This is a genomic window from Amycolatopsis acidicola (assembly GCF_007713735.2).
In the GTDB taxonomy this organism is placed as follows: Bacteria; Actinomycetota; Actinomycetes; order Mycobacteriales; family Pseudonocardiaceae; genus Amycolatopsis_E; species Amycolatopsis_E acidicola.
This window is the reverse complement of sequence record NZ_VMNW02000072.1, coordinates 1-13,205: the sequence shown is the minus strand read 5'-3', so window position 1 is coordinate 13,205 and position 13,205 is coordinate 1. Positions and strand designations below refer to the sequence as shown.

Annotated in this window: 13 protein-coding genes; 7 read left to right on the top strand and 6 right to left on the bottom strand. The window is 72.2% G+C overall.

Features of this window, described 5'->3' with window-relative positions; all coding sequences use genetic code 11:
* Positions 1-4 precede the first annotated feature (4 nt).
* The 3 genes from FPZ12_RS33585 to FPZ12_RS33575 form a co-directional block, all read right to left on the bottom strand.
* A complete protein-coding gene (locus FPZ12_RS33585) occupies positions 5-562 on the bottom strand; it encodes a GNAT family N-acetyltransferase (RefSeq protein ID WP_144750726.1) in 558 nt (185 codons plus the stop codon).
* A 493-nt stretch (positions 563-1,055) separates the two neighbouring features.
* Positions 1,056-1,859, bottom strand: coding sequence for a DNA-formamidopyrimidine glycosylase family protein (locus FPZ12_RS33580; RefSeq protein ID WP_144750728.1), 804 nt, complete (start codon positions 1,857-1,859; stop codon positions 1,056-1,058).
* The gene (locus tag FPZ12_RS33575; RefSeq protein WP_144750730.1) at positions 1,846-2,724 is read right to left on the bottom strand and encodes a ParA family protein; all 879 of its coding nucleotides are present in this window, start codon (positions 2,722-2,724) and stop codon (positions 1,846-1,848) included. Before FPZ12_RS33575 ends, FPZ12_RS33580 begins: the two co-directional genes overlap by 14 nt.
* A gap of 79 nt (positions 2,725-2,803) precedes the next feature.
* Here FPZ12_RS33575 and FPZ12_RS33570 point away from each other — a divergent pair, with 79 nt between their 5' ends.
* The 3 genes from FPZ12_RS33570 to FPZ12_RS33560 all read left to right on the top strand — a co-directional run bounded on the left by FPZ12_RS33570 (position 2,804) and on the right by FPZ12_RS33560 (position 5,555).
* Entirely contained in the window at positions 2,804-3,550 is a 747-nt protein-coding gene (locus tag FPZ12_RS33570; RefSeq protein WP_144750732.1) for a methyltransferase domain-containing protein, read from the top strand.
* 41 nt (positions 3,551-3,591) lie between these two features.
* Positions 3,592-4,842, top strand: coding sequence for a DNA polymerase IV (gene dinB / locus FPZ12_RS33565; RefSeq protein WP_144750734.1), 1,251 nt, complete (start codon positions 3,592-3,594; stop codon positions 4,840-4,842).
* A gap of 329 nt (positions 4,843-5,171) precedes the next feature.
* Positions 5,172-5,555, top strand: coding sequence for a DUF3040 domain-containing protein (locus FPZ12_RS33560; RefSeq protein ID WP_144750736.1), 384 nt, complete (start codon positions 5,172-5,174; stop codon positions 5,553-5,555).
* Positions 5,556-5,874: 319 nt separating this feature from the next.
* On the opposite strand, the gene FPZ12_RS33555 is transcribed toward FPZ12_RS33560, so the two are convergent.
* The 3 genes from FPZ12_RS33555 to FPZ12_RS33545 are packed head-to-tail and all read right to left on the bottom strand — an operon-like array spanning position 5,875 to position 10,731.
* Positions 5,875-8,361, bottom strand: a complete 2,487-nt coding sequence (locus FPZ12_RS33555) for a transglutaminase TgpA family protein (RefSeq protein WP_144750737.1) — start codon at positions 8,359-8,361, stop codon at positions 5,875-5,877.
* The gene (locus tag FPZ12_RS33550; RefSeq protein ID WP_144750738.1) at positions 8,358-9,641 is read right to left on the bottom strand and encodes a DUF58 domain-containing protein; all 1,284 of its coding nucleotides are present in this window, start codon (positions 9,639-9,641) and stop codon (positions 8,358-8,360) included. Before FPZ12_RS33550 ends, FPZ12_RS33555 begins: the two co-directional genes overlap by 4 nt.
* 7 nt (positions 9,642-9,648) lie before the next feature.
* Positions 9,649-10,731, bottom strand: a complete 1,083-nt coding sequence (locus FPZ12_RS33545; RefSeq protein ID WP_166462991.1) for an AAA family ATPase — start codon at positions 10,729-10,731, stop codon at positions 9,649-9,651.
* A gap of 293 nt (positions 10,732-11,024) precedes the next feature.
* Here FPZ12_RS33545 and FPZ12_RS33540 point away from each other — a divergent pair, with 293 nt between their 5' ends.
* The 4 genes from FPZ12_RS33540 to FPZ12_RS33525 are packed head-to-tail and all read left to right on the top strand — an operon-like array spanning position 11,025 to position 13,180.
* Entirely contained in the window at positions 11,025-11,369 is a 345-nt protein-coding gene (locus tag FPZ12_RS33540) for a hypothetical protein (RefSeq protein WP_144750739.1), read from the top strand.
* Positions 11,362-11,886 (top strand): DUF3558 family protein, encoded by a 525-nt coding sequence (locus FPZ12_RS33535; RefSeq protein ID WP_243770167.1) that lies wholly within the window; start codon positions 11,362-11,364, stop codon positions 11,884-11,886. The genes FPZ12_RS33540 and FPZ12_RS33535 overlap by 8 nt, the downstream gene beginning before the upstream one ends.
* A gap of 8 nt (positions 11,887-11,894) precedes the next feature.
* Positions 11,895-12,449, top strand: coding sequence for a PE-PGRS family protein (locus FPZ12_RS33530; protein ID WP_144750740.1), 555 nt, complete (start codon positions 11,895-11,897; stop codon positions 12,447-12,449).
* A complete protein-coding gene (locus FPZ12_RS33525; RefSeq protein ID WP_144750741.1) occupies positions 12,446-13,180 on the top strand; it encodes an ESX secretion-associated protein EspG in 735 nt (244 codons plus the stop codon). Before FPZ12_RS33530 ends, FPZ12_RS33525 begins: the two co-directional genes overlap by 4 nt.
* Positions 13,181-13,205 lie beyond the last annotated feature (25 nt).

The following is a 13,205-nucleotide window of genomic DNA, read 5'->3' as shown; positions in this document are numbered from 1 at the left end:
GGCCTCACCGCCGGGTCCACTCCGTGGCGAGCATCGCGTAGACCAGCTCGTCGGTCCACTCGCCCTTGACCCGCTCGTTCTCGCGCAGATGGGCTTCGCGGCGCATGCCGAGGCCCTCCATCAGCGAGGCCGAAGCGATGTTCCGCGCGTCGCACCGGCCGATGACGCGGTGCAGGCCCAGCCCGTCGAAGCTCAGCTTCAGCAGCTCCCGGGTGGCCTCCGCGGCGTAACCGTGCCCGTGGTGGCGCGGGTCGAACACGACGCCGATCTCGCCGCTGTCGTGCTCCGCGCTGATCCACTGCAGGGTCAGGTCGCCGATCAGCTCCCGGGACTCGGTCAGCTCGACCGCCAGCGCCAGCGTCTCGCCCGGCTCGGTCAGCTCCGCCGAGGCGGATTTGCGCTGCAGGCTCAGCACGCTCTCGTCACGGGTGTGCGGTTCCCAGTACAGGTATCGGGTCACCTCGGGGTGCGAGTGGATGGCGTGGAACGCCGCCAGATCGCCCGGGGTGAACGGCCGCAGCTGCAACCGCGCGGTTCTGATGGGGTAACTGGGCCGAAGCACAGAGAGGAGAGTAGACCCCATTGACCTCTCGTCAGCCCGTTTCGGCGAAGAAAGAAGCGAAAAATCGCACGCGGCGGGGCGTCGGGGCAGTGCATCACCCGGCCGGGCGCGGGTATTTCCGGCAGGAGCACCGTCCACACGACACGGACGGCGACGACCGGAGACACGAGCGGTGACAAGGAAAACCCCCGGCGGACCTCCTGAACGTCGTCAGCCGTTCAGGTCCGAGCCGGACTGGTGCTCGGAACGCCGGGGGCCCGGTGACTGCCTGGTATTCGCCAACAGGCCACCACTGTCCTGTCGCGGCGCGCGCTGAGCGCCGCCGCGGCCAACCCGCCGGTAACGCACCGGCGTGGTCTCAGTGTGGTCCGCTAGCGGACGGCCACCTCACGAGTCCTGTTGCTATCCAACTTCGGACCACCTCCTTTCTCGTGTACCACCAACGCTATGCACATCCGGCGTGGTCGGCAACAAGATTTTCCGGTGGCCAGGATCACGGTGCGGGAGCGGGCCCGCGCTGGCAGCGCGGGCAGAACCAGGTGGGCCTTTTCCGCACGCCGATGCCCTGTTCGGCGACCCGCAGGCGGCCGCCGCAACGGAAGCAGCCCGTCCTGGTTCGCTCGTAGACCCAGTTCTTGCGGCCGCGGCCGAGATCGCCGGTCGTGCACTGGTCCCACCGCCAGGCGTTGGCCAGCAACAGTTTCCGCGCCAGCCGCACCGTCTTCGTGGCGTCCACTTCGGACACCGGCGTCCACGGCGTGACGCCGAGCAGGAAGCAGATCTCGACCTTGTACAGGTTTCCGATGCCCGCCATGATCCGCTGGTCGAGCAACGCCAGCCCGAGTTCGCGGGAGCCGTCCGCGGCCAGCGCGGCCACCGCCCGCGCCTCGTGCTCGTCCGTCCACTGTGGATCCAGCAGGTCCGGGCCGAGGTGCCCGACGAGCCGGCTTTCTTCGCCGGTGGGCAGGATTTCCAGGTCGTGCAGGCGGAAACCGACCGCGCGCACGTCCTCGGTGTCGAGGATGACGCGGACGTGATGGGCGGGATGGCGCCAGCGCGCGCCCGGCGCGTAGAGCTGCCACGAGCCGTCCATTTTCAGATGGCTGTGCAGGCTCAGCTCGCCGGAGAACCTGGTGAAAAGGTGCTTGCCGACGGTGTGCACGCCGAGTACCGTGTGCCCGCTCAGATCGGCCGTGGCCAGCGCCGGATGCCGGAAATCCGTGCGGGACAAGGTTTTCCCGGCCAGCGCCCGGTCGACCTTCTTCCCGGTGAGGAAGACCGTGTCACCCTCGGGCATCGCTCGGAATCGGTTCGATCGGCCCGGTGGTCTCGACGTCGGGCTCGGCGTCCATCTCCACGTCCATCCGGTGCCTGCCGGCGCGGTTCGAGCGCAGGATCTTGGCCAGCACCATGTTGAACGTCAGCGCGATCTCCTGCGCGCCGGGGGAATGCCATTCGTGGATCGGGCTGCACGCGCCCTGCGCCTGCTGGATCGCCATCCGGTCCGGGATCGCCGTGGGCATCACCAGCCCGCCGAACGACTCGCGCAGCTCCGCGATCCGGAACTGGTGCTCGTGCGAACGCGGGCGCAGCCGGTTCACCAGCACGCCGACCGCGCGCAGACCCTGGTTGTGCTCGTCGCGGATCCGCTCGATGGCCTCCAGCGCGCGCTGCGCCCCGGCCACCGCGTACATCGTCGGCTCGGTCACCAGGATCGCGCTGTCCGCGGCCACCAGCGCCGATTTCGTGAGCCTGCCCAGCGACGGCGGGCAGTCCAGGATCACCAGCTCGTACGGTTTCTCCCCGGGCGGCGCGTCGTGCAGCTCGTCCAGCGCGCGGGAAAGGTTCGCCAGCCGGCGCTCGTCCGTGCCGGGGTCGTTCAACAGCTCCAGCTCTTCGGCGCCGACGAGCACGTCGACGTCGGAACTCCAGGCGCTCGCGGCGATGGCCTGGCGCAGCACGGCGCGGTGCGGGGTCTCCAGTACGTCGGCGAGGGTGGCGTCGGTGTACGGCGGGTCGAGCGAGGCGGTGGCGTTGCCCTGGGGGTCGAGGTCGGCCACGAGCGTCCGGATGCCCCTGCGCATGGCGGCGGAGGCGATGCCGAGGGCGACCGTCGTTTTGCCGACGCCTCCCTTGAGGCTGAGTACGGCGACCGTGTGCACGCGTTCGAGGGTAGCCGGATGCCGCCACACCTGATCCTCCTGCTTGTTATTACCGTGCTTGTTATTACGCTGACGCACCATGCGAACGGAGATCGGGGCGGCACGCGGGTCCACCGCGGTCCGGCGGGTGCTCGAGGACGAACTGGCCAGGGTCCGCGCCGGGCGGGCGACTGAACCGCACGTCGTCGACGTCGGCGGCGGGACCGGGGTGTGGGCGGTGCCGCTGGCGGCCGCGGGCTGCCGGGTCACCGTCGTGGAGCCGAACCAGGACGCGCTGGCCACGCTGCGCCGCCGCGCGGAGGAGTGTGAGGTCGGCGGCCGGATCACGGTGGTCGCGGACGACACGGACGCATTGAGCAGCCGCGTCGAGCCGGGCTCGGCCGACCTCGTACTCGCGCACGGCGTGCTCGAAGTGGTCGACGATCCGCGCGCGGTCGCCGCGGCCCTGGCGTCGACGGCGGCGCCCGGCGGCGCGGTGTCGGTACTGGCCGCGAACCGCTACGCGGCGGTGTTGCACCGGGCGCTGGCCGGGCGGCTGACCGAGGCGAAGCAGCTGCTCACCGGCGCCGACGGGGTGCTGCCGGACGACGGTGAGAGCATTCTTCGCCGCTACGGCACGGAAAGCCTGCGGGTGCTGCTGGAGTCGGCGGGCCTGAAGCTGGAGCTGCTCCAGGGTGACGCCGTGGTCGCGGACTCCGTGGGCGAGGCCGAGTCCGAGCAGTTCACCGCGGACGAGCTGGCCGAGTTCGAGGACGTGGCCGGGACCGTCTCGCCGCTGCTGGACATCGCGAGCCGTTTGCACGCGTTGGCGCGGCGCCCCGCGTAGCGCGCCGGAATTGTCGGTGGGTCCGGTTAGGGTCGGTTGCGATGGGAAGAAACGCCGGCCTGCCCGCCGGGCACGAACGATTCCGGGTCTCGGCGGAGCACCAGCCGGACGACACCGGCTGCGGCCTGCTGCACGTCGACATGGACGCCTTCTTCGCCGCGGTGGAGTTGCGCACGCGGCCTGAGCTGGTGCGCAAGCCGGTGATCGTCGCGGGGTCCGGCCCGCGTTCGGTGGTCACCTCGGCGAACTACCCCGCGCGCGAGTTCGGCGTGCGCGCGGCGATGCCGGTCGCGGTGGCGCGCCGGCTGTGCCCGCACGGGATCTTCCTCCCGCCGACGCCGGGGTTGTACGGCGAGGTTTCGCGCGGCGTGATGGCGATCTTCCGCGAGCTCACCCCGCTCGTCGAGCCGCTCAGCCTGGATGAGGCGTTCCTCGACGTGAGCGGAGCGCTGCGGCGCCTTGGCGCCACTCCGGCGGAGGTGGCCGAGTCCATCCGCCGCCGGGTGCAGGCGGAGCACGGGATCACGTGCTCGGTCGGGGTGGCCGGGGTCAAGTTCGTCGCGAAACTGGCTTCAGGCATGGCAAAACCGGACGGTGTGGTCGTGGTGCCGGTCGCGGCCACGCTGGAGTTCCTGCACCCGCTGCCCATCTCGGCGTTGTGGGGCGTCGGCCAACGCACCGAGGAGAGCCTGCGGCGGCTGGGCCTGAACACGATCGCGGAGGTCGCCGTCACACCGCTGTCCCGGCTGCGGCGCGCGGTGGGCAACGCGGCGGCCGAGCATCTGCTCGCGCTCGCGAACGCCCACGACGAGCGCGGCGTGGTGGTCGATTCGCCGGACAAGTCGATCGGCGCCGAGCACACGTTCGACACCGATCAACGTGATCCACTGGTGCTCGAACGGGAGCTGCTGCGGCTGTCCGAGCGGGTGGCGGCGAGCCTGCGCGCGAAGGACGTGCGCGGCCGGACTGTGTCGATCAAGGTGCGGTTCGCCGACTTCAAGACGATCACCAGGGCCCGCACGCTCGGCTCGGCCACGGACGTCGCCAGGGTCATCCACGCGACGGCGGTGGCGTTGCTGGCCGAGGCGGCGGCCGGGGCCGAGATCAGGCTGCTCGGCGTGCGCGTCGAAGGCTTGTCCGGTACGGATGAACCGGAACAGCTGAGTTTCGAGCGGGCCGAGCCACGCTGGCGGGACGCGGAGGTCGCCGCCGACGTGGCCCGGTCCAAGTTCGGTGCCGCGGCGATCCGCCCAGCGTCGCTGCTCTCACCCGGACAGGCGAAGCGGAAATAGGTCCCGGGTGAACCCGCGCGGGGCGGGGGACGTGACCACGGACGTGACCATCGAGGCGCCGGAGAACTTCCGGTGAATCACTGCGTCGTCGATTGCCGATCCGGCCGGCAGTCACGGCTATCCACCTTTCGTGATCGGGCTTCGGCCGGTCACGCAGGGCCTACTTTCGGCCGGATAGGCAAAAGGGGACAGCTTCTGCGGGATCGGGTAGTCCTCCGCGCGCAGGACTCGTATCCTGAGAGGGACACACCCCGTTCCCGGGGTGTCGATGTTGGGTCCAGGACGTTGCGCGGCCCGGCGCCCGCGACAGCTGTGCCGGAGGAGGAAAGATGCCACTCTCCGAGCATGAGCAGCGGCTGCTCGATCAGATCGAGCGCGAGCTCTATGCCGAGGACCCCAAGTTCGCGTCTACGGTGCGCGGTGCCCGGTTCCGCCGGCCCGCCCGCCGCCGCCGAATCCAGGGGATCGCGCTGTTCGTAGTCGGGGTAGCCCTGCTCGTGGTGGGCGTGATGGTCAAGGCGCTGTGGGTCGCCGAGATCCCGCTCGCGAGCGTGTTCGGTTTTCTCGTCATGTTCTTCGGCGCGCTGATCGCGCTGATGTCCGGACGGCACCCGGCCGCCGAGGCCAAGGGCGGCAAGGGTGCGGCGAAGGCGAAGAGCTCCTTCACCCAGCGTATGGAAGAACGCTTCCGGCAGCGGTTCGAAGAGCAGTAGACGCGGCGGACAGCCGGCTTCGGGCCCGGGACCACTCCCGGGACAGGAGCCGGCTTTTTGGCGCGTTCTTCCGCTGCCCGTCGGGCAGCGGAGGTTCGCTGAGCGCGGCTCGGGGGTTTTGTCGGTCGGGTCAGCCTGCTTCGGCTGGAGCGGCGAGCGCTCGCGGAGGGTGCTGCCCGGCCGGGCCCGGTGATCACGCGGGTGCGGCGGCGGAACCTTGCCGTTGAAGCGGCGAGCCTTAGTGAGCGCTGCCCCGGGCCCTAGCGATCACGCGAGTTCAGGGCAACCCAACACCCAGCCCACCCACCGGGCCCGGCGATTACTCCGGCTTGCGGCGGTGGAACACCGAGCGCGGGAAGAGCCGTCCGCGCCAGGAGACCGGCGCGTTCCGGCGGAGGCTCTCCCGCACGCCTTCGAACGCCTCGGCCAGGCGTGGGTCCTCCGTGCCTGCCGCGGGCGCGTACCAGGACCGCTCGACGAGACCGACCACGGTGCGCAGGTCCTCCTGCCCCGGCTGGTCCAGATGATGTTGCCGCGCCACCTGTTGCGCCGCCGTCCGCACCGTTTCCGAGGACCCGATCGGCACCCCCCGGTCCGCGCACTCGTCCAGCAGTTCCGCCCACGCCGCGCTGGCCGAGCCGGGCTCGTGCGCCGCTACGGCACGGCGCCGTTTCTGCCGCTGCAGTTCCCGCACGATGGCCGGGGCGAGCCCGATCGCGGCGAGTACCAGCAGGATCAGCGCCAGCGACCAGTGCACCAGCCATGCCGACAACAGCACCGCCACGATCCACGCCCCGGCCGCCGCGAGGGGCAGCCAGCGCGTGAATCCCTTGTCTCTCGCGAACCGCGGAGCCAGGAAGGCGCCGGCCGTCAGCACGATCGCCATCAGCACGATCACCAGCGCGATCCAGCCCGCCCAGCCGGGCGCCGAACCCGGCGCCGACGCCTGCTGGCCACCGTTCACGCCGGTCTCGCCGTTCTGCGCGGTCGGCGCGCCGGTGGGGGCGACGTGCGAGGTGGACACGCTCGGCACTTCCTGGCTGTCGCTCGCCGACGGGTCGCTGGAAGCGCTTCCCGACTGCAGATACGGCGGCACGTAACCACGGCCGTCCGACCGCGGCGTGGGGTCGAAGCTGACCCAGCCGAGGTCGTCACCGAAGTAGACCTCGACCCACGCGTGCGCGTCCTGCGAGGTGATCATCCTGGTGTCGCCGTCGGAGTACCCGGTGGTGAACCCGACCGCCACCCGCGACGGGATGCCCAGCACGCGGAGCATGACGCCCATCGCCGAGGCGAACTGCTCGCAGAACCCGCGCTTCCCCTTGAGCAGGAAGTCCGCGAGCGCGTCGGAGTCGGTCGCCGAGGCGGTCTGCGTGTCGTAGGTGAAACCGTTCTCCGCGGTGAAGTACCGCCAGATCGCGGTGGCCTTGTCGAATGTGGTGGTCGCCCCGGCCGTGAGCTGCTCGGTCAGCGCCACCACCCGCGGGTCGACGCCGCTGATCTGCGTGTACGCCGAGGAGATGTCGCGGTTGCCGGTGCTCGCGCCTTCGAGCTGGTCCTTCGTCGGCTCGGCCAGCGAGGTCGTCTCCGTGTAGGGCTGGGCGTGCTGCTTGCGTTCGCTGAACACCGCGCCGCTGGCCGGGTCGTAGAACCAGCCGGACGGCACGCCCTGCAGCCCGCGCAGCGCGCCGTAGAACGGCAGCCACACGTCCACCCAGTTCACCGGCTCGATCTGGATCTGCCGCGACTCGCCGGTGCCGTCGTCGCCCGGCGCGGCCGGGAGCGTCTGGTTGGCCGGGTAGCCCGCGGGCATCGGCCCGTCCGGCAGGCTCCAGCCCTGGTTGGGCCGGTACGTGTCGAGGGTGAACGCGCGCAGCAGGCGTTTGTCGTTGCCCAGCCCGCGCACCTTGAACAGGTCCACGGTGCTGCCCTGGTCGAGCATCCCGCGCAGCGACGTGAACGGGTTGACACCCAGGCCGCCCGAACCCGAGCCCTGCCCGTTGTGCCCGCTGCCGGGCAACCGCCCGACCGTGCCGACCGCGGTGATCGCCGCGCCCGCGACGAGCCCGCACACCAAAGCCAGCGACACCACGACGACCGGCACGGACGCCGCGGCGGGGGAGCCGCCGAGGCCGGGCGCGTCGCGGTTGCGCCAGCGGCGGTGCCGGTGGTTGCCGTCCACCGCGAGCAGGCCCGCGAAAGCCGCGGCGCCCAGCAGGAAGGTCCACCACGGCAGCATCGAATCCGACAGCGACGCCGGGACGGCGTACACGCACAGCAGCACGAGGCCCGTCGCCGCGGGCGCGGACGCCGCGACGGCGAGCGTGTCCACCAGTACCGCGACCATGCCGATCGCGATCGTGACCAGGCACAGGATCGGCGGGGTCGGCTCGACCGGCGGCAGCCCGGTGCGGATCTGGTCGAACGCCGCCGTGAGGACGTCGTTCAGCTCGGCGAACGCGGAGGGTCCCGGGATGATCGCGAGGATCCCGCTGCCGGTGAACACCCCGGTGATCAGCAGCAGCACGACGACGAGCTGGGCCATCCCGACCACCAGCACCGGCGTGCGGATCGACCGCAGCGCCAGCCCGGTGCAGGCGACCAGCACCACGGTGACCGCGACGTAGCCCAGCCAGCCCGCGCCGCCGACCACCCCGGTCAGCGAGGTGGAGGCGCACAACGTCGCGATGCCCGCGGCCACCGGGGCGAGCACGGAGCTGCGCCACGCGGGCGGCGGCTGGACATAGCGCTTCTGCGGGACGTGGGGCCGCGGCGGGGACGGCGGCCGGGAATGCGTTGTGGTCACAGGGGACCGCCGATCAGCGCGCCGCGCCCGGCGGACGTGCCGCACAGTTCGCCCCACACCTGCTGCATCGACGCGGCCGGGTCCGCGATCACGACGGTCCAGCCCGCCGCGCGCAGCAGGCTCGCCGACTCCCCGGTGGCGGCGGCGCGCTGCTCGGGCGCGCTGACGCCGCCGGTGAAGGCCGGGGTGTCGAGCAGCACCGCGAGGCTGCGCGTGCCGCGCGGGCGGACGCTGGCGAGTTCGTTGACGGCGTCGTTGCTCACCGTGCCGAGGATGGCGATCAGCTCCTGTCCCACGGCCGGGTCGTGCCCGACCGTGAGGTCCCGCTGGTGCGCCGGCTGCAGCGCGGCCAGCGAATCCAGGATGACGTTGTCCGCGCTGTTGTCCTCGCCGCCGAACCCGCCGGGCACGTCGGCCAGCAGCTTCCCGTGCTCGCTGACCAGCCGGATCCGGTGCCCGGCCTTGCGCACGTGCAGGCAGACGCTCGCCGCCAGCGAGATCGCCCACTCCAGGCTGGCCGCGGGTCCGGTGCCGTGGTGCGCGGCCGCGCGGTGATCCAGCAGCACCGTGGTGCCGCCGCGCCACGGCCGCTCCTCGATGCGGACCATGATCTCGTCCCGGCGGGCGGTGGAGCGCCAGTGCACCTTGCGCAGGTCGTCGCCCTGGCGGTAGTGCCGGACGACCACGTCGTTCTCGCCCTGGCCCGCGTGCAGCCGGATGCTGCCGTCCTCGCCCGCGCCGATCCCGGAGCCCGAAGGCAGGCCCCGCAAGGCGACCACGCGCGGCGTGACGATCAGCCTCGAATGGCCGATCAGCTCACGGTCGAACTCGCACAGCCCGAACGGATCGGTCAGCGTGGCCCGCAGCGGGCCGACCTGCTGGATGCCGCGCAGCGTCGGCTGGATCGGGTAGCGCAGCGCGACCGCGCGCCCGGCGGGCAGGCGCTCCACGACGAAACGTGGCCGCGAGCCCAGCGCGTACGGCACGCCGTCCTCCAGCAGCACCTCGCCCGCGGGCAGCTTTCCGTTGCGCCACAAGGTGAGTTCGACCTCGGACCCGGAACCGGCGGCGACCCGGTCCGGCAGCATCCGGCGGGCGGCGCCGATGCGCACCCGGGACGCCGCGATGAACAACGCCACCAGCAGCGGCAGCCCGATCACGAACACCGCGACCCGCAACAGGTCGCGCTCGTTGAGCACCACCGCGCACACGGCGGCCGCCACCCCGGCGGCCAGCAGGCAGCGGCCCCGCGTGGTCAGCCCCGACAGCGACCGCAGCATGGCCGGGTCACCGGCGGTTCTGGCCGTTGGCAGGCGCGCCCTGGGGCACCGGGACCCGGCCGAGCACCGAGCGGACCACGTCGGTGGCGCTGCGGCGCGCGGCGTGCGCCTCGGTGGTGAGCACCAGGCGGTGCGCCAGCACCGGGACCGCGACCGCGTGCAGGTCGTCCGGGACCACGAAGTCCCGGCCCGACAGCGCGGCCTGGGCACGGGCGGAGCGCACGAGCTGCAGGGTGGACCGCGGCGACGCGCCGAGCCGGATCTCCGGCACCTGGCGCGTGGCGGCGACCAGGTCGACCGCGTAGCGGCGGACCTCCGGGGCGATGTGCACCGCGCGCACCATCTTGATCAGCCGGTTGACGGTGTCGCCGTCGGAGACCGGCTGCAGGTCGGTCAGCGGGTTGTGCCCGGCGTGCTCGTCGACCATCGCCAGTTCGGCCTGCTGGTCGGGGTAGCCGATCGACACGCGCGCGGTGAACCGGTCGCGCTGCGCCTCGGGGAGCGCGTAGGTGCCCTCCATCTCGATCGGGTTCTGGGTGGCGATGACCATGAACGGGTCGTCGAGGTGGTAGGTCGTGGTGTCGACCGTGACCTGCTGCTCCTCCATGCACTCCAGCAGCGCGGACTGCGTCTTCGGCGAAGCGCGGTTGATCTCGTCGCCGACCACGATGTTCGCGAACACCGGGCCGGGGCGGAACTCGAACTCCCCGGTCTGCCGGTTGTAGATGGACACCCCGGTGACGTCGCTGGGCAGCAGGTCGGGGGTGAACTGGATGCGGCTCACCGTGCAGTCGATCGACCGGGCGAGCGCCTTGGCCAGCGAGGTCTTCCCGACCCCCGGCACGTCCTCGACCAGCAGATGCCCCTCGGCGAGCAGCGTGACGAGCGCGATGCGCACCACGTCGGGTTTGCCGACGAGCACGCGTTCCACGTTGGCGGCGATCCGCCGCATCGTGTCGTGCAGCTCGTCGAGGGAAACGGTGCCGTGACCGTTGTACCCGGTCGCGCCGGACTGGTGGTACGGCGCCTGCCCGGTTGCCTGTTCGCCGGTATATCCGCCGGGCGTCGCAGGCTGTGTCCTCGACGTCACTCGACCTCCTGGTGCCGAAGCCCTTCGCGTGCTTTTTAGGGGCGATAACCCGCACGCCCCCCGATGGTGGCGGCGCGGAAGCGTCTCACAGGCCTGGTCCGGCAGCTCGACGGGGCCCGGGGACCGCTGTCCGGCTGGGACCCAGCCTGCCACCAAGTGTGTCAAACTCCTGCCAACCGCGTGAGAGAACCCTCATTTCGGAATCGGCACGCCCGCGCGGGCGTGCGGGATGTGCCGGGGGCCCGGCAGACCGTATGCTGCGGTGAGGATCCGGCCGGCTACGGAGAGGTGCGATGACCGAGACGCAGGCGGGGCCGAGCGCGGGGGCGTTCGCGGTCTCCCCGGAGCTCGCCGCCACCGCGTTCGCCCAGCTCGCCCAGCTGCAGGACACGGTCGGCGAGATGGTGCGCGAGGCCAGGGTCCTGGCTAGGACGGTGCCGCTCGGGGGCGGGTACGCCGACGAGATCGGCCAGTTCATGGCGCGCTACGGGATCGACGGGCCCGGGTCCGCCGGGGATCAGCTGGCCCGGTTCGGCCAGCAGCTGGAAAAGCTGAAGGGCAACATCACCAAGGCACTGGGCCAGTATCGCGAGACCGACGACTCCGCCAGTGACGGCGTCGACTGCAGTGGTGGCTAGGCGGATGGCGGCCGGCGCGCTGGCCGCAGGTGCCCTGCTCACCGGCTGCGGGGCTCAAGCGGCGCCCACCGGGTCCGACGCGCCGACGGTGGCCGCGGCCGGTCCGAGCCCCTCGGCCACCGGCCTCGCCGCGCTCGCGCCGTGTGAGCTGCTCACGCCGGTCGAGCGGTCCACGGTGGGACTCACGTCGGCGGGCACGGACAAGGCGATCGGCTCCGGCCGCGCCTGCGACTGGACCGAGACCGGCACCTTCGGGCTCACGATCACTCTCGAAGACGCCGCCGGGCTGGACGATCTCCAGGTGGGGAAGGGCGGCGGCAAGACCACCGTCGGCGAACACCAGGCGATCAAGGTCTCCGACCGGTCCGCGGGCGACGGCACCTGCGCGATGCTGCTCGCCGCGGGCGACAAGTCGAGCGTGCAGATCGACGTGACCAACTCGAACTTCCACGACACCACGCTCGCCTGTCAGCGCGCGCAGACAGTCGCCAAGCTCGTCGAACCGAAGCTTCCGTAGGGGAGATGATGACCGAACAGCAGGTGCCGGAGCCGGTGCGGCGGTACGAGTCGTACACCCACGAAGCGATGGCGGCGGAGGTCGCGGCGGGCAACGACCCGGCGGCCGCGGGCGAGATCGGCGAGCAGTGGGCGGGACTGGGTACGCGGCTGCGCGAGACGATGCAGGCGCTCGGCGCGATCTCCGGCCAGAGCCTGGAGTCCTGGCAGGGGCCGGCGGGTGACGCGGTGCGCGCCACGCTGGGCAAGGCGGCGAGTTGGTCCGAGCAGGCCACCGAGGTGTCGCTGGCGTTGTCGGACGCGGTGAACCAGCAGGCCGGGATCGCCGCGCGGGCGCGGGCCGAGATGCCGCCGCCGGTGCCGTACGACCCGGTGTCGATGATCCGCCAGGCGGCGCAGGGCTCGCTGCTCGACCGGATCGGCCTGTCCGACGCGATGGCCGCGCGGCGCGAGGAGTCCGAGGCGGCCCGTGCCAAGGCGATCGACGTGATGAACGCGAGGGACGGCGCGCTGCGCGCCGCGGTCCCGTCCCGTTCCTTCGAGGCGCCGCCGGAGCTGGCGTGATCCGGGTGTCGGCCTCGGCCTTCGACATCCTCTGGCAGGACCTGGGGTTCGCCGGGCCGCCCGCCCCGCTGGACGTCCGCAGCGTCGGGCAGACCCAGCACGAGCGCGGGGACATCCGCGAAGCCGTGTACGGGAATCTCGCCGAGCGCGGCCTGTGTCCCGGCGGGCGCCTCGACACGGCGCTGGCCGAGCGGCTGGCGACGCTCGCCGAGGCCGAGGTGTACGTCGAGTGCGAGGCGCTGGCGGATCTGGCGGACGAAGCGCCGTTGCGCGCGGTCGCCGCCGCGGGCGGGCGGCGGGCGGTGCTGGCCGCGCAGCCGAGCCGGACCATCGGGCTGTCGGCGATCCGGGACACCGAGATCTTCTCCGCGGTCGTGGATCTGGTGCCGCCGCTGGAACCCGGCCCGGGCTTCGGCGTCACGCTGCCCGCGTCGGCGTTGCGCGGCGAGCTCGCCGACCCGGTGGTCGAGGGCGAGAAGGGCACGCACGCCACGCAGATCCGCGAGGTGCTGGCGATCCAGGCTCGGCCGGTGCTCGCCGCGGGGCAGTTCTCGGTGCGCGCGCGGAAGGACGGCAGGCTGCGGCGCGCCGGTGGGCTGAGCTGGTTCCGCACCGACGTCGGTTCGTACTTCGGCGCCGTGGCGCCCGGCCGCGGCGGGCAGGACTGGGTGACCCTCGCCCCGGCCGACCCGGCGCGCGTCGCGGCCCGCCTCGCCGACCTCCTCGACTGAGGCCCTTCGCCCCACTCCCCACCAC